Raw genomic sequence first — 20,364 nt, 5'->3', positions numbered from 1 at the left:
GGGTCGAGGTGACCGAGAGCAGGCCCTCGGGTTCGTCGCAACTCAGTCGCTGTGCGGAGATGTCCCGGCCGGACAGAGGCGATTCGGATCGTGCCGCCAGACCAGGTACGAGTAAATCACGATCCACAACAGCATGGCAACGCCTAACGCGATCACGGCGGTGAGCATCCACACGGTCTGCAGAAAGCCGTACGCAGCAAAGGTGCACCCCAGCACGACAAAGAGACGACCCGCCAGCCGATGTGTTTTGTTCCAGGAGTCACGACTCGACAAGGTCCAGGGCGTGCGCACTCCCACAAACCAATTCGGGCGTATCTTGCCCGTCACGTTACCCAGGATGCAGAACAATATTCCCACGGCCAGCGGGATCAGCAGCCCCATGTCGACGTGGTATCCGAAACTCGCCAGCAAAATGCAGGCATAGACGAACGCCAACATGGCAGTGATCGATAGACGAATGAGTGTATAGACGTCGGCGAATGTCGCGTAGTTGGCCCGGCCCGGGTCGATGCGCGGCAACAACAGCAAAAGCGGATACAGCGCGGTGACAAGCAGCGGCAACAGCAATAGGCCTTCGACCTTGCCACCGTACCGATCGACTTCGCCTGCCAGATTCCAATGCACGGGCAACCGATCCGGGGCAAAGCGCCAGGCGGCCGCTGCCACGCTCCACATTCCCAGAATCAAGACGATTTGCGGGATTTCACGGCGCCAGGTTTGTTCGTAGCGCTGTTCGCCTTCCCCGCTGCGTCTTTCGTGTTCCCCAATGCGCCGTTCGCGTTCCATTGTCGAGCCTTTTTTCGTTGACCAACAACATCGAACAGATCCAGCACAGCAGCCACGGTCTCGTCGACGACCGACATGTTTAGGCTGTAGACCACGCTGGTGCCATATTTTTCCGCGACGATCAAACCCGCGTGCCGCAGCACGTTGAAATGTCCAGAGAGGGTCGACCTGGCGAGATGAAATTGCTCGGCAATTTCCCCGGCCGTCATATCGCGGGCCCGCAATAGGCGGAGAATCTCGCGACGGGTCGGGTCACCAAGGGCTTGAAACGCAGCATTCATCAAGGCGGCCCCTTGTCCGCGAGACCATATGTCGGTATTTCGCCAACTACCGAAATTATAGCCCCGGTTGCCCCGCCGTCGAGGGCGCCCGTAAAGGATCGAGAACTGACGGTTGCCAATTACCACGTTTCTAGCATTGCCGGATTGAAAAGACCGGATCACTGCCCGAGAGACGGAAACCCCAAGGCGGATAGCCGTTTGCGATTGCTAGGTTGCGGCGCGCGCTACATTTCAAGAGTGCCAGACTGGTGAGCCTATATGATTCATAAAGAGGGCGTATCGGAGGAACCAATTATGACACGTTCACGGAAAATGACTGACGACGGTCGCCGGCTGCAGAACTCGCCAGCCCGCGCCCCGCAAGAGCGGGCCACGGGTGCGACCTCAGGCGGCAATGAGAAGCAGCAGGCACCCAGCTCGCGCGAGATAGACCAGCCCTACAATCCGGCAGTGCCGGAGGACCCGCTTGATGAGGCGTGCTGGGAGTCCTTTCCTGCGAGCGATCCGCCGTCCTACTCGCGTTAGTTTGGCCGACAAGCAGAACGAGCGGGCGGCAACGACCGCTGATTCACTGGCCTGCCCCCGCAGGTAGCGGCACTTGCTGGGGCGACATTAGGTAACCGACCAAATCGCGCAGGTCTTTCTCCGGCAGCGGGTCGAGCAAGCCCTCGGGCATCAGCGAGAGGGTCGATGCGTGAATCTCTTCCACGTCCGCGCGGTTGATTGCCAGGCGTTCGGTGGGAGTTTGCAGCGCGAGGATCGGCGCGCCCTGGTTTGCCAAAATGCCGCTCAGCAGGCGGCCATCACTGAGCACCACGGTGGACATGCGAAAGCCCTCGGTAACCGTGGCTGCGGGATCGACGATGTTTTCCAACAAATAGTCGAGATTCGCGCGCTGGGCGCCAGTCAGATCAGGTCCGATCTTAGTCCCTTGGCCGAAGAGCGTGTGACAGGTAGCGCAGGCCTGCACGAAACGCTGCCGGCCCTTGGACAAATCAGCCGAAGCCAAATCCGTCGGGGCCAGCCGGGACTTCAATTGCTCGATACGGGTCTTCTTTTCGGTCGAGACCATGCGCAGCTCGGGCCACAGCTCACTCGTGCGGCGGCGCACCTCGTCGTCGGGAAAGGTCGACATTTGGCGAACTTGAAACGCCGGCACCTGGCTGCGATCGATTTTGCCTGCCGCGACGGCCACTAACAGCGCGCGGGCCCAGGCAGGTCGCGTGCTGAGCGTGACGATCGTGGCCGCGCGGGCCGGCTCCTTCAGCCCGGGGTAACTCTGCAAGAGCAGCTCCGGCGTGGTGGCGTCGTCGAACGCCGCCAAGGCTTGCACCGCATCGGCCCCCAGATCGCGCTCGTCGATCATATGGCGCAAGATCGGCACCAGGGCATTGGCGCGGGCTTCGACCAGCACGCGGAGGGCATCGCGCCGTACGACGGGGTCGGCCGTTTTGGACGCCGCTGTTTTCAGAAGTTCATCGAGCGCGCGTCCGTCGCCGAACACAACCGAAAGCTCGCGCACCAACTGGGCGATCTGTGGAACAGAGCTGCCAGCGAGCGCCTCCGAAAGATCATTCCAGGACGGGGGCACGGGGGCTTTGCGCCAACCGCGCAGCGCCTCGGCCACGCCGGTCAGGATGGCCTGGCTGCGGGCGGGTTGCCGCGCGTCGGCGGCTAACGCGATCAATTCATCGATCGGCGCGGGCAGAGCCTGTAGATTCTCGGCCAATCGGCGCGCGATGAACTGCGTCACTAGCGGAATCTGGCACGAAGCGGCCAGCTTCACGGCCTGGGCTGGATTCTCGGGCACGGCCGGCTCGATCCCATACCAGAGCATCAGCGGGAAGACCGGATCGCTGGCCCATGCGCGCTGCGCCGCCAGCCGTTCGGCCAGCAGCCAAAGGTCCGCCACGGGTAACGCCTGGAGCGTCGCAGCCATGTAAACCGACACGAGGCCCGATGGCTCGACCGCGGCGCGATTGGCGATGGCCTTCAGCACTTGGGGCGAGGGAACCTTGCCATCTCCCAGCAAGCGCACGACACCGGCGCGAACATGCTCGTCCGGCTGGTCGAGTTGCGCCAGCAGCCAATCGTCGCTGGCGCCGTCGGTGACGTGCAGGCACCACAACAGGCGCACTTTTTCGAGAGGGTTGGCCGCGGCGGCAAAGCGCGATCGTAATGTAGCAGTCAGATCGTTTGACAGTCGGCCGGCCGCCGCGCGTTCTTGCAATACCTGCCGGGACTGACGAACGAGCCATTCGTTGGTTTGAAACTGCAGATCGACAAGTTGCGCGTCGCTGGCCTGCCGCACATCACCCTGGGGGACGGCGGCGATCGCGGTGCGCTCGGTCCGTCCATACACGATTTTGTAGATCCGGCCCGACGTACGATGGATGCCATCGTTGTCGTGGCATTCGCCGATATCGCTCCAATCGGCGATGTAGACGCCGCCATCGGCGCCGGTGATCAGATCGAGCCCACGAAACCAGGGGTCCGAAGTTTGCAGCAGATCGGCCCCATGATGCGCGACGTATCCGGCTCCTTGGCGTTCGAGCGTATCGTTGTTCAGACGCCGCCCATGAAAGTTGATCGTCAGGACGGTGCCGCGATAGCGATTGGGCCAATTGTCGCCTTGATAAATCAACAGACCACTATGGGCGTGCCCGCCACCGGCCTGGTCGGTGGTTGGAGAAACGCCGATCTTGCGGATTTCGCTCCATGCTTCGGCGGTATCCCAATGTACGTGATCGGCCGTTTGGCCAATCAATTGGTATGTGTGCGGATTGGCGTCTTCTCCATACATCCGCTGAAAGTGCGCGCCCGGCACGGCGTGCCATAAATGTCCGATCACTGTATTGATGAAGAACAATTCGCCGTGTTCATCCCAATCCATGCCCCAAGAGTTGGTCGTGCCGCGGCAGACAACCTCGAACAATTTGCGAGTCGGATGATAGCGCCAGATGCTGCAACTGACCGGCGTGCGCTGCGCGGGGGGTGTACCGGGAGCCGCCACGAGCGACGTGCTGAGGATGCCGTGTCGCCCGTACAGCCAGCCATCGGGACCCCAGCGCAAACCATTGGCGATGTTGTGCCGTACCTCGGCGTCGTTGAACCCATCGAGAACAACCTCGGGCTCGCCGTCGGGAATGTCATCTCCATTGCGATCGGGGATAAAAAGGAGCCGTGGCGGACAGAGCGCCCACACGCCGCCGAAGCCGGTCTCGACACTGGTCAACTTCTGCGCCTGATCCCAGAAGACAGTGTGCCGTTCGGCGCGGCCGTCGTGGTCGGCGTCTTCCAAAACGACAATGCGGTCACGCTGTGAGTTATCGAAGCCGAGCGGGACTTCGGCGTAAGTGTTGTTCTCGGCCACCCATAGCCGGCCGCGAGCGTCGGTCGCGATGCCGATCGGCTGCGAGACGACAGGCTCCGAGGCGAACAGCGTGGCGGCAAAGCCCTCGGGTAGTGCGATGCAGCGTAGCGCCTGCTCGGGAGTGAGCAACGGCACCGTTTCCGCCTGGGTGTTATGGATGGTGGTTGAATCCGCGGCGCGGACGTGGCTTGTCGCCAGCAGGATTACCGTAAGCAGAGCGGGAGCATAGCGCGGCATGGGAACAATCACCGAGACTTGGAAGGTGTTAGGAAGGCGGGAACCTGCCCCGGCGTGCAACGGCAAGGGCACTGGGCCCTATTGTGACTGCTGAAATCGTCGTGGCAATCCGGCCCCGGCTGGCACCATGAAACACGATCTGCCCCCCCAAAGAATTGGCCAGGGTAGCCGAAACGTACCTGTGCCGTTGGTCCAGACCGCTGGCATAGTCGTCTGGGCGTGGCAAACTAGTCAGAGTTTAACGCCCAGCGAGTGACAGCGTTGCGCCAGGCATATGCCCTTTGGCGACGGTAAAGTTTGCCCTCTTTGCGCGGCGTTACGACGATCGTGATCTGTCGGTAACGCAGTCCAGCCGCAAATCCGCTTTGGCCGATACTGCTCGTATAACTCGTCGATCTTGCCCGATCGGCAAGAGGGACCATCGCTTGATCGCGATGAGTCACACGACGCGATCGGCCCGGTGGTGGAAACAGTCAGTTACTCGTCAGCCTCCCGTCGGTGAAGCTTTTGACTATGAAGTCTTCTCGATTATTCACCGCTTGGTCGCTGCTGAGGTACGGCGCCATAGCGCTGCTGTGCGGAGCGGTATGGGCAGAGTTGGCCCAGGCGCAGGAATCGGACGAGACGCTGCGCGTTCGTCGTTTGCCCCCACTGACGACTTCTGTCCGATCGCATGCGGACACGCCGCGCACGTCGCCCACGGCCACGAATCGTCTGGCGGCCAGTTGGCCTGATCGGCAATCGTTGCCGGCGGCATTCGTGCCGCAGCGGAATGCAAACAAGGTGGGAAGCGGCATTCAATTGACTAGCGCCGTGCAAGGCGGAACGCTGACGACGGATAGTTCGCTTGGCGCGCGACGATTGCCTCCGTTGACTTCCGTTCTCTATCGCATGGATCAACTGAAGAAGCGGCCGTCCTCGCCGGCACATATCGTGTCCGAATTGGCCGATGGGAAGGTGCGCGACGGTGATGCGCGCGTGCTGGTTGGTTCGTCGACCGTATCGCACCGGGCCGTGTATCTCGGGTTACCGCCGCTAGCGGCCACGACGGCAGGCGAGTTGGAAAACGACGACGTGGGACGGTCGACCCTGCGGCCCCCAGGGCTGCTACCCCGCAGCATTCCCAGTCCCGCTGCGCGCCAGCCGGCCCATTAGACCTGCCCTGACGGGACACCCCGTAGCCGACACCTGCGCTCGCCATTTACTCGGGCCGAAATGCTGAAAGCATGCGGCGCGCCTCCCCTTTTCATTCGTCGCATCTCTGGGACTGCGACGTGCATTTGCCTTGCCCTGGGTGCCAGCAGCATCTAGGCTCTTGGGTGGCCAGCCTAATCCACTCGCGGCGCGGCGATCTACCGCAACAGCGATAGCCGCCGGCGGCATCGATTTGCAACCGAGTGGCGATTACGACCGCAGACTGCCCGTGCGCTCGCTTATCGATAGCCTGCCGAGGCGATGACACACAACGTCCACAAAATCGGGCAACAACAACGAGCTTCTCTACTATGAGCGTGTACCGTAGCCGCGACGTCTTCCCCCGAGTCTTATTTGTCATCGTCGTATCCACGATCGCGCTGGCCACCGGCGTTAGCAGCAGCTATGCGCAGTTCACGTTGTTGAACCAATTCGCCAATGGGCCCGTGAACAGTCCGGGTTATGTCCAGATGCCGTTGTACGTCAGTAATGTTGGTCCGAACGGACAGATCGTCGTCACTCAGGGGGTTCCAGACGACAGTAACGTTGCCAATACCTATGCGGCCGACGGTACCTATCTACAGACAGCGCTGTCGTCGAAAACTCTCGGCGGAGGTTACTCAAACATAGGCCCCGACGGAACCTATTACGTTTCGGTGAATAATTCGGAAGACGTCGCCGTGATTAATTCAGGCGGTGGCTTTGTGCGCGACCTGCCAAGTTCAGGAGGAATTGTTGATCCGACCGGCGTCGTAACGAGCACATCTGGTTCACTGTACGTAGGGAACAGCAGCACGATTCAGGTCTATAGCACCGCGTTCGACGGCACCACGTATCCGTCGCTGGGATCCTTTGGATCCGTCGGATCCGGACCGGGACAGTTTGGCGTTGCGGGCGTCGGCGCGATGGCGCTTGATTCCACCAGCGCGAATCTGTACGCGACGGACAGCAGCAATCATCGGGTCGAGGTGTTTTCAGCGGGCGGGAGTTATGAGTCGTCGATCGGTGATGCATCTGGCCCAGGGCAGCTCAATACACCTGAAGGCGTTGCGGTCAGCAACACGGGGCTAGTCTATGTGGCCGACATCGCGGCCGGCATCAAAGTATTCTCGACGACCGGAACCTACTTGGAGACGGTTGCCGCGACCATCAATGGCCAACCATTCGACGCAGTTACGGTCTCGGTAGCGCCTACCGGAATGGTCTACGCCGGCGGTCAGCAATCGGGCGGTGGCGGTGTTAGCGATGGCGCGTTCCGCTTTTTCGATCCCGCCAGCTGGTCCTGGAACGAATACATTTACCAATGCCAATACCGGCCCGACGAGCGTCGCAGTGGGAACTGGTCAATTACTGGGAACAAATCTGACGCTGGATGCCAGCAAGGGTCTGATCGTCGGCCAGACGACAACGGTCAACAATGGCGGCTCGCTGACACTGGCCGGGGGCACTTTGAATACCAGTAGTCTGACGGTCGATGGCACAGGCAGTAGCGCCAACTTCACGATGACCGGCGGCGCCCTGACCGCCAACACGATTACGGTCAGCAACGGCGGCGTAGCCGATTTCGTCGGCCAGCCCCTCTCGGTGGCGCTCGCCGGTGCAGTATCGGTAGCCGATGCGAGCTCGGAATTCAAAGTGGAACAAGGAGCGACATTCTCGACGACGGGCCTGAGCAATCATGGCCTGGTACTGGTGGGACCGAATTCCGATTTGATCGCGTTCAACAACTCTGTCAATTCCGGCACGATAAGCCTCAATGGCGGTGAGTTGGACGTGCGGGGTTTACTCGGCAACGGGCCGGGCTCAATGATCGAAGGAAGCGGCACCCTCAGCACGACCGCTGGATTGGCTAATGGCGGCAGCGTGCAGTTCACCGGTCAGGCAAGCGTGTATAGCCTGGTTAGCAACCTCGGCACCGGCGGCACGATCGAAGTCTCGGGCACGCAAAGCCACACGTTCTTCGGCGGGATCATTAACAACGGCACGTTCACGATCGACCCGGGATCGAGCGCTTCGTTTCAAGGAGGGTTCTACGGCCAGCACGGCACGGCGGGAACCGGCACGGCAACATTTGCTGGCGGGCTGGCGCCGAGCATTCCGGTCGACATGACCTTCGGCGGCAACGTAGCGCTGCAACACACGAACATCACTACCTTACAAATCGCCGGCGCGACGGCGGGTAGCGGCTACGACAAGATCGACGTCGCGGGCCAGCTCAGCCTCGATGGCACATTGCAAGTAAATCTGACGGGGTTCGCACCGCATGTCGGTCAAGTGTTTCACCTGTTCACCTGGGGGAGCGAAGTCGGTACCTTCTCGCAATTAAACCTGCCAGCCTTGGCGACAGGGTTGTCTTGGAATGCGTCGCAGCTCTACACAACTGGCAATCTAAGCGTGACCATCAGCGGCGACGTCAATGCCGACGGTATCGTCAACGGATTGGACGTGAATCAGATCGCCACCAAGTGGTTAGCAGCAGGCACCGGCATTGCTGGAGACGCGAATAGCGATGGAATCGTCAACGGGCTCGATATCAACCTGGTGGCCGGTAACTGGCTTCACTCCGTCGGCGGCGGAACAGCCACGCAAGTGCCAGAGCCAACGACCGCCGCCTTAGCGCTGTTGGCGTGCGCCACGCTGTGTGTTGGACGACGGCGCAATTGCGGGCGCTAGATGTGTGCGACGTTTTCGCGGCGTTGCTACCCGCGCGGCACATTGCATTGCTACGGGCGCAATAAAAGCCGCGCGGGCGATGAGTGACCGCCCGGCGGCTTTGGCTGCGTTCATCGCGGAGCAAGATGCCGCCGCAACCACTCAACTATAGGTCAAAAACGACTTGTCGGCGGAAGGTGCGTTTCCAGGCCGCTTGCTGGCAGCCAAATGGCCAAATCGTAGAGATAAAGGGCTCGCGCCGCCCGCGGGTGTGAGGTTCGACCGGCGTACCGCGTTGGAGCGCGAGTGCGGCATCGCGGCAGCCATGGCGGCATGCTCGGCGGTGCACGTTGCCTCGTTTCCGGCGAGGCCAGATTGTGGCAGATTCGCCAGTTCGTACGCGAATAGGATGAAAGCATCAGGACATCGTTTGCTGTGGTACGTCTATTGCACTACAAGGTCCTCGATCAGACCCCTCAGGAGACGGGCATCATGGAAACGAGCGTGCGACAAGGCCAGATTGCCAACGTGCTGCGCGACCTGGTCAGTGAAGCCAACGACGAACAGCGTCCGGCCGCGGCCCGCGCTACGATTTCATCGATCGCCAGCCAATATGCGTGGGCGTTGTACCACGACATTGTGGAATCCACAGGAAAGCCGCCTGTCAGCGCCCAAATGGAGCAGCGTCGGGGCGTGCCGAGCGATCCTGGGTATTTTGACGACATCGCTGCCATCAAGGAACTCCTCGACGTGCTTGCGCCGCTCGGAAAGCCGACCGACATACGCTAGCGGATTTCCGCGCGCGGCGTTAACGCACTCGTCAAAATTCAGACACAGCGAATCGGTAGAACGCGCGCTGCTTGCGACGAATTCAAGCGTACCGTCGCGGGTAATTCGTGCCGAACGCGAGGTGGTAGAGCGGCTATTGATCGCTGTTCGCTCAGCTTGACGCTAGCAAGATCAATTTCCACCTGCCCCCAATGCGGTTTTTCTAGCAGAACCGACGCACCGGGACGGTCAACAACCGCTGCAACCCGCCTAAAGCGAATTTCGAAACACGTCGCACGGTTGGCGCACAACTTGCGATTATTGAATCTCGACCCTTGGATAAACGGACCATGACAGCAATAGGATTTACGCGGCATCGGCGACGCGAGGGGGCGGTTGTGTCTAATTTTCACGAGTCGTTCGAGGAATGCGCCGCCTTCGCGGCTGGCATTCCGAATCGCGGAACATTGAAGGTTACCTACGACTTGTCGGGCGGTGGGTTGATCGAGCTTCGGGCCGAAGGCGCGCAGCACACGGAGCAGGTTACGAGTTGCTCGATTCCGCGTTTGCTGCGCCGTGACGCGGGCCACAGCCTCAATAAACCATCTTTGCTACGGGTATTGCGCCGGTTCGCGGATGCGGTCGTGGACGGTCTACCACCCACGGCTGGCATCGAGCTTGGCCTGCGGATACCTGTTGAAGCAGCGGCCGACAAAGCAGAGGGAGCGACCCAGGCGAATACGATCTGGCCAGCCTTGATGCAAGCGGTGCTGGTCGCCGCCAATCGCTCGGGCCGTCGCTGCGACGTATGCCGCACCACCGAAATGGACACGTTTATAAAAGACCAGTTCCTCTCCGACCGCGAGTGAGGAATTCTCGCTGCGTTTCCTGGGATGCGTTTTCGTGTAGCGTGTCGGTATAGCGCCGCAGCAGCTGCCTTCTGGCTGCCCGATCAACATCGCTCGTCCTGGCAGCGTTGGACGTACCCGCGTAGCTGCTACGTCGCCGTCAGCAGGGATCGCAGCCGCGATATCTTTACCCTGGCACGGGCATATGCGCGCAACTCTGACGGTATACTGCGGACAGTCATAAGACTGTACTTCGTCGCCGATGGGAGTCCGTGTTGAAACGTAAACGTTCGGACGGGTCCGCATGATTCCAGCTTCCCGGCACCGCTGGCTGCAGATAGGTTTGGGGGCCACACTCTTGGTCGGGGCATGGTGGTTCGTCTGGGAATTGACGCTTGTTCACCAGCGCCAGGCGATGATCGAGACACTGCGTGCTCGTGGCGCGATCGTGACGACATTCGACGACAAGAGTGCGCCGCTCGCGGGCTCTGATAACCCTTACGCACACGTGCGGATTCCCTTTTGGAGAGGCTTTCTCGGTGACGAGACCGTTCCCTTCATCGGCCTTGTGCCTGGTGCGCAAAGCGCCGAGGCAGAGCATCAACTCCGCGTGCTGTTTCCCGAGGCGACACTGGAATTCGTGTCGCTCGACTGGACCGACACGCAGCCAGCGCGGCGGGCGCCCCAATCCGTTTCGCCAACCACGGCCGAGAAATGAGTTCGGCCGACATGTGCCTTGTACGCCGCTTTGTCGACAGAGCGCAAATCGGTCGCAATGAAGATGCGATTAGAACTTGCCGAATTGCGGCAGTTGCTCGCCACCCTCTCCGTCAATCTCGAGGTCGTGGGCCTTTTTTGTACAAGCCGCACACGTCTCGGGGACGAGCTCGCTGGCAGCGTAGTCGGGCCACTTCTCGGCGCGCCACTTCTTTTCGTCGTCGACCTGGACCGTAAAGAGCACCTTGCACTTTGGGCAACGGCAGAATGGCATGCGTCGAAATCCTATGTTCACGTGCTTAGCCCCAGCCCTGAGTAGATCAGGTGTGGAGCGTGGCTGGTAGTGCATCCGGTAGTTGCCGGCCAGCGAGCGTTTCTCGCAAACGGTCGGATTCCTGCGACGAACCAAAGCGGTGTTGCCGACGATGAGCAGGAATCTGCGCGTGCGAAGATGCACGAATTACCTGCCGTCGTGACCCCCTCGCTTACCAGGCCGAGGTAAACGCTACCGGCACGTTTGGTTCGGTCGGCCGTTTGATTTTTCACAATTTGCCAATGGCTGCTTAAGCAAATGCAAATATAGTGCAAGTGCCGGAACCTGCGAGGCTGCCATTGACGCCAGGCTTGGTGCCGCTCGTCACGCGGCGCTGCACTCGCAGATGCAACCGGGGCACGTCACGGTGTGATCCACGTATTGTTGGATCGCACACAAGCCGCAAGACAACAGGCTTGGACTCCGCCATGCCATAAAGACGCGGTGCCGGTGCGCCCGTTTGAATTATGTGGCCCGATGCAGACACACGTCATCCGCTCGCAGACGAACGCCGTGGCAACCGGGCGCCACCCTGGCCGCGCGAGCGATGCCTTTCGCACAGGCCGCGGCATGCGGCCCGGCTCGCGCACATTTCGGGCAGCGAGGGCCGACTGGCCACGAGCCCCGAACTCGTTTGCACAGTGGGGTTTGTGGGGCGCCGAGCAGAGGCGGGTGCGATTGACAATCGGCAACCCGCTCCGTAGATTGCCGTACTGCTTTCCCGCAGCACCCGCAGTAAAGCGCCTGCCCGGCACTTCGGCATCGGTGCGTCAGGGATCGCGTCGGACAGGTAGCTCAGTTGGTAGAGCACTGGACTGAAAATCCAGGTGTCGCGGGTTCAACCCCCGCCCTGTCCACTAGGCAGCGCAAGGACTTACGCATATTCGAGACACTTGGCCGCGACTCGAATCCAGGATAAATCCAGGATTACGCCGAGCCGACAGTCTTCAATTCGGGCACGAACGGCGCCGCTAACGCCGGGTTCATCTGCCGGCCCATCGCAATGTACTTCTGCGTTGCGGTGTAGCTCTTGTGTCGCAGCAACTGCTGCAATGCGTCGGCTGTCGTGTTGGCTGCGTTCATCGTGGCAAACGGTCTGCGCAAGTCGTGGAACCCGTAGTGCTCTTTCCCGTCCGGTCTGACCTTCGCGGCGGTCTGGGTTCGATAGAACTCGACCCACAGCGTGCGGCGATCATACGGCCACGGGAACATAAGGTTCGAGAAGCCCACTAGACGCTTCAAATGGTCGACTACGAGGTCGTGTAACGGCGCCAGACATCTCGTCGATCTTTGTTATCCGTGGCCCGGGTCAACGCAGTGGCACGCTCCAGGTCGACGTCGTCTCGCCGTAGCTTCATCAGTTCCGAAATCCGCCAACCGGCCATGTAGGCCATGACGGGCAAGGCACGCCACCAATCGCCAGCCGTGACATTTGGGACGCTAGCATGGACCCGTCGTCACAGGCCGCGTAGAGTTTCGCAAACGTCTCCGGATCTACGTGCGTGGGAAGCTTCACAGGCTCTCGAAGCAGCCGTACCTTCGGTTTCTTTGGCAACCAACTTCAATCGTGTGCAATGTTCAGCGAAGCGCTGATTTTGCGCAGCTCGCGATTAATTTTGGCGGGCGAGACGGCGGTTGCGTCCTCAGCCTTCGACCTCTTCTCCTGTCGTCGCACGGCCACGTATTCTGCCACGCGATCCGTCGTTAATGCCGCGACCATGCCCGGCCTAATCGTTCGCTCGAAATGCTTTACCGCCGTTTCGGTGGTGCTCTTCGTGGCGGGCTCCATCGCCGCAAGAATTTTAATGTCGAGGGCTTCGCGAAACTCCTTCCAGGTCCGCTTGCTTACGGCGAGGTAAGTTCCCGCCGCGAGTTGGCCCTCGATCTTGCGGGCAACTCGCTCCGCGGCTGTTTTTGCCGCCGACAAGCTTGCGCTTTTGCTTGCCATCGACGTACCACCCCACGAGCCATTGGGCTTTGTCGCCGATTTCAGAGACATAACGTTCCTCTTGGAATAGCCAGGCTTGCATGTGTCACCCGTTCTCGGCCACCAGGCTACTCGCCGTTACTTTCTCGCAATGTCGCTTGCAGCACTGATAACAAAGAGCTGATGATTGGAAACGGCCGGGTCAGACGCGTTCAGGTCGTGCCCCATCCTGAGAAACTCGCTTCTTTTAGCTGATCGATAACCCAGGCAGATAATTACTAGTGCAAAATCGGAAGGCGTTTTTGATGCGCGGACGGGCCGAGCCAAAACACTGTAAAAACAGACGTAAACCGATCGAACCAGGTGTACGTATACCCCCACCTTGTGCTTCACGCGGAATGCGCTTGCGTTGCATTTCCTGTACTCAACGAACGTGCGACTTGAGATGGAAATCCAAGGGCGAGATCGAGATGGACTACACTTTGTTTGGCGAGGAAAACGATCGCTGGCTCCCGTTTATCGTCATGGCCTTGTTCGTGATCGCTGTCGCCGCTGGCGCCCTCATGGGTCAAAGTGGGGCTTAATTTCTGCTGGCGTTTGTTCGAAACAAAGTCCTGCGCCGGCGCGAATCCATCCGGCATCGGGTGGGTCGGTGGCCCGTCGGTGGTATCAAGCACCGCGGCCGCTTTGCCGGCCGTTAACCGAGTCCAGCAGCCAGGGCCGATGTTAATTCACCGTGCGTTGCAACAATCTCCGCCAGCACGCTGCACGTTGGTCGACCAAGGCGAGCATTTTTCGAGCAGAGTTTGACAACTCGCCAAGCCGAATCTAAATAACCTTCGCCCGGTGGTGCGATTCCCCGGGAACTGGTCGCCAGGTTCCTGCCCCACCTGGTGACCTTTTTATGCGCTCTATCTTGCTATCATCTGGCGACCCGCGTCCCACTGCGTTCGCGGGTCAGAGCCGCCGACACGCATCGCCCGCCAGTTATTGCCTCTGGCAGCGGCTCGCTTCCTTTGAACGCCGCAACCTGACGCCCCCAGGATGCGCGAGCGCCGCGGGCAAATGCGATGCTGGCACAGTCTCGCCCGATCTAGCCGCGACGCGCCCGATGTGGGAGATTTCCTCGCGCCTGCAACGCAACTGGTCATGGTGGACCTTCCAATGGTCAGGCCAATCGTCTGGTACAGTGTTTTATGTGTCGCGCCAGTCACAGGAACAGCGGCGCTCGTCTTCGAGTCGTCGACAACGGCGTCGTACGGATCGCTCGGAGCTGGCTATTGGCCAATTGAAAACGACCAACTCCTTGGCGCTAGATTTCACTTGGCTGAACCCGTGCTGGTCGAGCACATTGGCGGCGATCTGATACAAGACCCAAATTCCACCGCGACAATTTTCGGTGCCATTGCGGCGCTCGGCGCCGGCGGGTTTCCAACGGGCAAGCCATTGGCTTTGCAGCCACTCGCTGTAACGGTGTTTTCGCCGCCCAGGACCGGGGAAGACATGTCGACCCCGCTATCCGTCCTATTGCAGCCACGCGATTATGCTTTGATCTTTGGAGGTGGACTGTTTGGCTCGACTGTGGACCACATTATTCCGGATCCAGCCGCCGACATGCCGCAGGATAACAACAACACGTGTCGGCCTGACTACCCTTTATCAAGGCGCCCCCCCCTGTTCTGCGCACTTCTGCTTTTTGTCGCCGATTTCATCATGCAACTTCTTCTCGGCGCGTCAGTCTTTTGGCGGATCAGGCCGGCTTCGCGGGGCTTGTTCAGCTCCTTGATTTTCTCGGCTAGCGTTTCGACAGACGTCGCCACGCCTGCGATGGTGGCCTTGGCCTGCTGCTGCATCTTGGAGAATTCGTCCGCTATCTTTTTGCGATTGGCCGCTTCCGCGTCCAGCATTTCCAGTTTCCTGGCCAGTGCCGTAGCCTGCGCGATATCGCCTGCAACGAGGCCCCTGGTGCTATTGGGACGTCAACGTCTTCATCGTCGTCACTATGCGGCTGTGCATGGACAGGGAACGATTCGACGTGCGCCCCTCTCTATACGGACGCATGATGGCCCCACTCACAAGCACTATTCTGCGGTCGAATCTAACAAATGAAAAACACCCTTAAGCGGCGGATCGCCCGTCGCTTAAGGGTGTTCTGACTTCTGACGTTGGGGGCAGCAACGTTTTCGCACGAGACGCGAGCGAAAGCGTCGTACCTAATTTAGCAATTAGCGCTGTGCGGCCGCCCCGACGTCGGCCACTTTGGTCGCTGGTGGCGGGTCGAATGCGAGTGAGCCCGTCTGTCCGGCGGTCAACTGGATGATCTTTTCCTCGCTGACGAGTTTGCCGTCAAACATGAATTCGGCGCGCACTTTGTAAGGATAGAAGGCCATGGGCTGCAGGCCGGTAGAAATAAACCGGCGGCTTTCGCCAGTGCTCTTGGTCGGCAGGCCGTTAACGAACACCTTGGCGTCAGCCGGCACAAGAACCGTCAACGTGGCGCGATCAGAGGCAAGCTGAGAGGTGCCCGCGGGGGACGGCGACTCGCCGTTTACGCTACCGAGGTATCCACTATAGCCGTAGCCGCCGTTGTAGCCCCAACCGCCGTAGTAGCCGCCGTACCCGTAACCGCCATACCCGTAGCCACCGTAACCATAGCCGCCGCCGCCGTATCCGTAGCCGCAGCCGCCGCAACCCCGCCCCCACCCGCCACAACGACCAAAGGCATGTACGTCTTGGGCGACAAACCCCAGAACCACAACGAGAAGACTCATCCTCAGTGCATGTTGCAACATGTTACTACCTCCACGAAGTGTTTCTGTTTACTAGTTGCTTCACTCCCAGCGCTATCGCGTGCAATTTCTGTTCCCTCTTGCACGGCAACAAGTCCGGACCAGGCGTGGCCATGCGGCCAGCATAATACGCTGAATTCCGCGGGACAAGGATTATGGCCTGGCTGACGAAAGCTACAGCAAATGGGCGGCCCGAGACGTTTTTTTGCCGACCGGCGGCCCGGTAGTCCAGGTGCTTGATTTGCTCTCAAACTGATCTTGGCAACGTCGGCCAGCATGACGCCGCACGTGATCGCCAAGTGGTCTATAGAGGATCCACACGCCCCTTGAAAACCCTACCTCGCCATCGCGATGGGTGCCTGCAATATGAGACAGAAAATGGCTCGAAGTCTACAATGAGTCGCGAATCCCGATCCTGGCGTATTTGCCAAATCTGCTGATCAGAACTTGTTGTTGCACGGAGTGAACAACATGAACACGAAGATATTGCGATCCGCGGCGACACTGATTTTGACCGGCGCTTTTTTTGCGTGGCTGCTGGCCGCGGTTGATCTGACCCGCACGACCCACGCCCGGGACGAGTCGCCGGCCCTCGATACCGAGCGATCGGCTGGCACGAGTGGCGACTACCTTTTGGCACAGAACGAGGGGGCGAGGCAGAAATCGGCCGACGCGACAGCGAAAGGAAACAACAAGCCGAACATCCTGGTCATTTTCGGCGACGATATTGGAATTACCAATCGCAGTTGCTACAGCGACGGCCTCATGGGCTACGTCACGCCCAACATCGACCGCATCGCCGCCGAAGGGCTGCGGTTTCTTCATTACTATGGCGAGCAGTCGTGTACGGCGGGCCGGGCGGCATTTCTCACCGGCCAGCATGGCATTCGCACCGGGCTCACGAAGGTGGGATTCCCGGGCGCGCCGATGGGCATGAGTCAACTCGATCCGAGTGTGGGTGGGCTGCTCAAGAGCCTTGGATACGCAACCGGGCAGTTTGGCAAGAACCACGTCGGTGATCGCAACGAATCGCTGCCAACGGTAAACGGATTCGACGAGTTTTTCGGCAATCTCTACCATCTCAATGCTGAGGAAGAGCCCGAGCTCCCCGACTACCCCAAAGACCCGACCTATCTCGCCAAGTTCGGTCCTCGCGGCGTGCTCAGGTGTAAGGCCGCGGACAAGGACGACCCCACCGTCGACCCACGTTTTGGCAAGATCGGAAAGCAAACGATCGAAGATACCGGCGCGCTGACCAAAAAGCGGATGGAAACGATCGATGATGAAACGTCCGCCGCGGCCATCGATTATATGAAGCGGCAAAAGGCTGCCGGCAAATCCTTTTTTGTCTGGTACAACTCGACGCGCATGCACCTGCGGACGCACGTCCGCAAAGAACATCGCGGCCGATATCAACACGGCGACAGCGAGTACGTCGACGGCATGATCGAGCATGACGAGACCATCGGCTCGCTCCTCAAGACCCTCGACGACCTGGGAATTGCCAACGACACGGTCGTGGTCTACACCAGCGACAATGGCCCGCACATGAATACCTGGCCCGACGGCGCGATGACACATTTTCGCTCGGAGAAAAACACGAACTGGGAGGGGGCCTTCCGGGTCCCTTGCCTGGTCCGCTGGCCGAGTGTCATCAAGGCGGGCACGGTGACCAACGAACTCATGAGCCACAACGACTGGGTTCCCACGTTATGCGCCATCGCGGGCGAGCCCGACATCGTCGGCAAATGCGCGAAGGGTTACACCGCCAACGGAGTCAAATACAAGGTCCACTTGGACGGGTACGATCAGTCAGCCTTCCTCGGTGCGGTCCGCGGGACGGTCCGGAACGATCGAGGAGCGAAGCGCGCGCGGGACAAATTCTTCTACTCTGACGACGATGGGCTGCTCGTCGCCCTGCGGCAAGGGGACTACAAGTACAGCTTTGCCGAGCAGCGTCTCGCCGGCACGATGGGAGTCTGGGCCGAGCCGTTCACAAAGCTCCGGCTGCAGAAGATCTACAACCTGTTCCAGGATCCCTTCGAACGAGCGGACATCACGTCCAACACGTTTTGGGACTGGCAGCTCGATCATATCGGAAACATCTACGGAGCCATGGATGACGTGGTAAGGTTCGCGACAACGTTCAAAGAGTTTCCGCCGCGATCATTCCCTCCGAGTTTCAACCCAACGACGATTATGGAACAAGTGCTAAACGATATCCGCAACGCGCGTCAACGAGCACAAGAAGGAACCCGGCCAAAGCCATAGTACGGCCATGCCTGGGCCTGGAACCTTCCCTGCGCGAGAACCAAAAGAAGCCCAACGCTTAAGCGTCCGGTCGGGCCAAAGAGGATCAAGGGGCTAACAGTCGAGCGGGCGCAGATGAAAGCTAACAATCGCCCTCGGCATAACGAGCGGGTCGGCACAAAGTGCATGAAAAGAAACGCTTTCCGACCCCAAGAACGCGTGGCCCTGGCAGGGGTTCTAACGATTATAAGGATGCAGCCTTGTCGACAGCGGACAGGTTCCGCGAAGTTTCGCCGGCGCGGAGCGCCGGGCCAGCGCATTCATTTACCACCCCTTCATTCACCCTAATTATACTGAAAGCTGTGAACGGATACGATCGGATCGAGGAAAGCGCACTCCCGGACGGAACCAATTTTCATGACCATCGACTAACCGGGACTGAAATTCATGAACGTCCGTGTCTTTTTTCTTGTGCTCGCTTCGATCGTTTTGACGATTTGCGGCGTTTGTCCCTCGTCGGCGGTTGCCAGCGACCGCTCTCCGGAATCGATCGAACAAGCTCGTCGTCGCATGGTCACAGATGACGTGATTGGAGCGGGCATTACCAATTCGCGCGTCATCCAGACGATGAGCATCACGCCACGGCATGAGTTTGCGCCCCCCAAGTTGTTCGATAAGGCCTATCTCGACATGTCTTTGCCGCTCGGCGAGCACCAAACTCTTACCCCGCCGATGCTCGTGGCCTATATGACCGATCAACTCGATCCACAGCCAAGCGATGTCGTGCTCGAAATCGGCACGGGCAGCGGATATCAAGCCGCGGTACTTAGCCCATTGGTAAAGGAAGTTTATTCGATCGAGATCGTCGAAAAGCTCGGCAAGCGCGCCGAGCGGACGCTGAAACGCCTGAACTATAGCAATGTGTTCACCAAGCTGGGCGACGGCTATCTTGGCTGGCCGGAAAAGGCACCCTTCGACAAGATCATCGTGACCTGCTCGCCGGAAAAGGTGCCCCGCCCGCTCGTCGATCAGCTCAGAGAAGGAGGGCGGATGATCGTACCCGTGGGCGAGCCCTATCAGCAGGTGTTTCACTTGCTGAAGAAAGAGAACGGCCAACTCGTGAGCGAGGCCCTGCGGCCGACACTGTTCGTTCCTATGACGGGCCAGGCTGCTGACAGGCGCCAGGTAAAGGCCGACCCGTTGCACCCTGCGCTGACTAACCCAAGCTTCGAGGAAGTGCTTCCGGAAAGCGGCGAGCCAACTGGCTGGTATTACGTTCGGCAGATGAAAGTCGTCCAGGCCGATGACGCCCCCCACGAGAAGTGCTACGCCACTTTCAGAAACGAAGAGCCAGGCCGCAGCTGCCGGGCCCTGCAAGGATTCGCCATCGACGGTCGCAAAATTCGCACGTTGTATGTTTCCTGTATGGTGAAGGCCAGCGACGTGGCCGTTGGCATCGCCCCTGACCAACTCCCGCAGTTTGCCATCATCTTTCTCAATGAGAACCGCGCGCCAGCCGGGAACGTGGCGCTGGGCCCCTGGAGTGGTTCGTTCAGCTGGCAGAACAAGACCGGCAAGCTCAAGGTGCCGCCCTCGGCCCGCGAGGCCATCGTCAACATCGGGCTGATCGGCGGGACGGGCGAGGTCTCGTACGACGATATCCAGATGACGTTCTCGTCCTCCGAAAAATGAGGATTCCCAAGCAGCCCGCCCCTCGCTTTTGCACGGCAATCCGCGGGAACGCGCCCTTTTGACTGACATTTGGCGTATTGCGACCGCCGGTGCCGCGAAGTTAGATTAAATGAAGCGGCGGGTGACGGTTCTAAGGGTAGTTGCCGATAACCGCCTCGCCGCCAGCATTGTCGGTCGAACGTGTGAACTCGTTTCCCCCACGTGACCGATCACGGGATGTTGACAACAGGCGGTCAATCAAGCGCGCAAGCTTGGCTTTGCAGGAGAAGAGCGATGTATAGCCGAGTCCTTTCTACTGCTAGACGTGCGTTATTTTGCACTGCGACATTGGGCGCGATCCTGGCCGTCATTTGTACGCATCCTGTTGCTGCGCAAACGGGGCTTATCGGCGGGGGCTTCATAGGTCAGGCCGTGGGTGGTATCTCGATTGATGCGCATGGTGTGTTGCTCAATGCCGAGCGGGATAATCTGAACAAGTTGCGGGCGTTGCGGGCGCAGGCACTGGCCGAGGTACCGGGCGATCTGCGTCAGCCGACC

Annotated in this window: 20 protein-coding genes and 1 tRNA gene; 12 read left to right on the top strand and 9 right to left on the bottom strand. The window is 59.9% G+C overall.

Features of this window, described 5'->3' with window-relative positions; genetic code table 11:
- Positions 1 to 42: 42 nt before the first annotated feature.
- Together VGG64_01240 and VGG64_01235 are read right to left on the bottom strand one after the other, a co-directional pair.
- Complete coding sequence (locus VGG64_01240; protein ID HEY1598194.1) at positions 43 to 666, bottom strand: SdpI family protein; 624 nt, start codon at positions 664 to 666, stop codon at positions 43 to 45.
- A gap of 17 nt (positions 667 to 683) precedes the next feature.
- Positions 684 to 1,067: an autorepressor SdpR family transcription factor gene (locus tag VGG64_01235; protein ID HEY1598193.1), complete on the bottom strand. Its 384-nt coding sequence runs from the start codon at positions 1,065 to 1,067 to the stop codon at positions 684 to 686.
- Positions 1,068 to 1,361: 294 nt separating this feature from the next.
- Here VGG64_01235 and VGG64_01230 point away from each other — a divergent pair, with 294 nt between their 5' ends.
- Positions 1,362 to 1,592 carry a hypothetical protein gene (locus VGG64_01230; protein HEY1598192.1) on the top strand — a complete coding sequence of 77 codons (231 nt, stop codon included), beginning with the start codon at positions 1,362 to 1,364 and terminating at the stop codon, positions 1,590 to 1,592.
- 43 nt (positions 1,593 to 1,635) lie between these two features.
- On the opposite strand, the gene VGG64_01225 is transcribed toward VGG64_01230, so the two are convergent.
- On the bottom strand, positions 1,636 to 4,677 hold the full coding sequence (locus VGG64_01225) for a PVC-type heme-binding CxxCH protein (GenBank protein HEY1598191.1): 3,042 nt from the start codon (positions 4,675 to 4,677) through the stop codon (positions 1,636 to 1,638).
- Between the two features lie 513 nt (positions 4,678 to 5,190).
- Between VGG64_01225 and VGG64_01220 the strand changes: the two genes are divergently transcribed.
- From VGG64_01220 to VGG64_01195, 6 genes are all read left to right on the top strand, one after another.
- Complete coding sequence (locus VGG64_01220) at positions 5,191 to 5,832, top strand: hypothetical protein (GenBank protein HEY1598190.1); 642 nt, start codon at positions 5,191 to 5,193, stop codon at positions 5,830 to 5,832.
- Between the two features lie 350 nt (positions 5,833 to 6,182).
- Entirely contained in the window at positions 6,183 to 7,334 is a 1,152-nt protein-coding gene (locus tag VGG64_01215; protein HEY1598189.1) for an NHL repeat-containing protein, read from the top strand.
- A gap of 40 nt (positions 7,335 to 7,374) precedes the next feature.
- Complete coding sequence (locus VGG64_01210) at positions 7,375 to 8,544, top strand: dockerin type I domain-containing protein (protein ID HEY1598188.1); 1,170 nt, start codon at positions 7,375 to 7,377, stop codon at positions 8,542 to 8,544.
- Between the two features lie 414 nt (positions 8,545 to 8,958).
- Positions 8,959 to 9,312, top strand: a complete 354-nt coding sequence (locus tag VGG64_01205; GenBank protein HEY1598187.1) for a hypothetical protein — start codon at positions 8,959 to 8,961, stop codon at positions 9,310 to 9,312.
- Between the two features lie 377 nt (positions 9,313 to 9,689).
- Entirely contained in the window at positions 9,690 to 10,160 is a 471-nt protein-coding gene (locus tag VGG64_01200) for a hypothetical protein (GenBank protein ID HEY1598186.1), read from the top strand.
- A gap of 283 nt (positions 10,161 to 10,443) precedes the next feature.
- Positions 10,444 to 10,857: a hypothetical protein gene (locus VGG64_01195; protein ID HEY1598185.1), complete on the top strand. Its 414-nt coding sequence runs from the start codon at positions 10,444 to 10,446 to the stop codon at positions 10,855 to 10,857.
- A gap of 69 nt (positions 10,858 to 10,926) precedes the next feature.
- Here VGG64_01195 and VGG64_01190 read toward each other — a convergent pair whose 3' ends face one another.
- Positions 10,927 to 11,130 (bottom strand): hypothetical protein, encoded by a 204-nt coding sequence (locus VGG64_01190; protein HEY1598184.1) that lies wholly within the window; start codon positions 11,128 to 11,130, stop codon positions 10,927 to 10,929.
- 823 nt (positions 11,131 to 11,953) lie between these two features.
- Between VGG64_01190 and VGG64_01185 the strand changes: the two genes are divergently transcribed.
- Positions 11,954 to 12,026: transfer RNA gene (locus VGG64_01185), tRNA-Phe, on the top strand.
- Between the two features lie 70 nt (positions 12,027 to 12,096).
- Here the strand turns inward: VGG64_01185 and VGG64_01180 are convergent.
- The 3 genes from VGG64_01180 to VGG64_01170 form a co-directional block, all read right to left on the bottom strand.
- A complete protein-coding gene (locus tag VGG64_01180) occupies positions 12,097 to 12,411 on the bottom strand; it encodes a tyrosine-type recombinase/integrase (GenBank protein HEY1598183.1) in 315 nt (104 codons plus the stop codon).
- An 8-nt stretch (positions 12,412 to 12,419) separates the two neighbouring features.
- Positions 12,420 to 12,572: a hypothetical protein gene (locus tag VGG64_01175; GenBank protein ID HEY1598182.1), complete on the bottom strand. Its 153-nt coding sequence runs from the start codon at positions 12,570 to 12,572 to the stop codon at positions 12,420 to 12,422.
- Positions 12,573 to 12,730: 158 nt separating this feature from the next.
- Positions 12,731 to 13,168 carry a hypothetical protein gene (locus tag VGG64_01170; protein HEY1598181.1) on the bottom strand — a complete coding sequence of 146 codons (438 nt, stop codon included), beginning with the start codon at positions 13,166 to 13,168 and terminating at the stop codon, positions 12,731 to 12,733.
- Between the two features lie 368 nt (positions 13,169 to 13,536).
- On the opposite strand from VGG64_01170, the gene VGG64_01165 reads away from it, so the two are divergent.
- Positions 13,537 to 13,680 (top strand): hypothetical protein, encoded by a 144-nt coding sequence (locus VGG64_01165; protein ID HEY1598180.1) that lies wholly within the window; start codon positions 13,537 to 13,539, stop codon positions 13,678 to 13,680.
- A 1,065-nt stretch (positions 13,681 to 14,745) separates the two neighbouring features.
- Here the strand turns inward: VGG64_01165 and VGG64_01160 are convergent.
- Both VGG64_01160 and VGG64_01155 read right to left on the bottom strand, forming a co-directional pair.
- Positions 14,746 to 15,003 (bottom strand): hypothetical protein, encoded by a 258-nt coding sequence (locus VGG64_01160; protein HEY1598179.1) that lies wholly within the window; start codon positions 15,001 to 15,003, stop codon positions 14,746 to 14,748.
- Between the two features lie 318 nt (positions 15,004 to 15,321).
- The gene (locus VGG64_01155; GenBank protein ID HEY1598178.1) at positions 15,322 to 15,888 is read right to left on the bottom strand and encodes a TIGR03000 domain-containing protein; all 567 of its coding nucleotides are present in this window, start codon (positions 15,886 to 15,888) and stop codon (positions 15,322 to 15,324) included.
- 468 nt (positions 15,889 to 16,356) lie between these two features.
- On the opposite strand from VGG64_01155, the gene VGG64_01150 reads away from it, so the two are divergent.
- The 3 genes from VGG64_01150 to VGG64_01140 all read left to right on the top strand — a co-directional run.
- Complete coding sequence (locus tag VGG64_01150; GenBank protein ID HEY1598177.1) at positions 16,357 to 18,156, top strand: arylsulfatase; 1,800 nt, start codon at positions 16,357 to 16,359, stop codon at positions 18,154 to 18,156.
- A gap of 426 nt (positions 18,157 to 18,582) precedes the next feature.
- Positions 18,583 to 19,827: a protein-L-isoaspartate(D-aspartate) O-methyltransferase gene (locus VGG64_01145; GenBank protein HEY1598176.1), complete on the top strand. Its 1,245-nt coding sequence runs from the start codon at positions 18,583 to 18,585 to the stop codon at positions 19,825 to 19,827.
- 273 nt (positions 19,828 to 20,100) lie between these two features.
- The coding region (locus VGG64_01140) for a hypothetical protein (GenBank protein HEY1598175.1) at positions 20,101 to 20,364 on the top strand (264 nt) is incomplete at its 3' end.

Source organism: Pirellulales bacterium (assembly GCA_036490175.1).
Taxonomy (GTDB): Bacteria; Planctomycetota; Planctomycetia; order Pirellulales; family JACPPG01; genus JACPPG01.
This window is presented reverse-complemented; position numbering and strand designations above follow the sequence as displayed.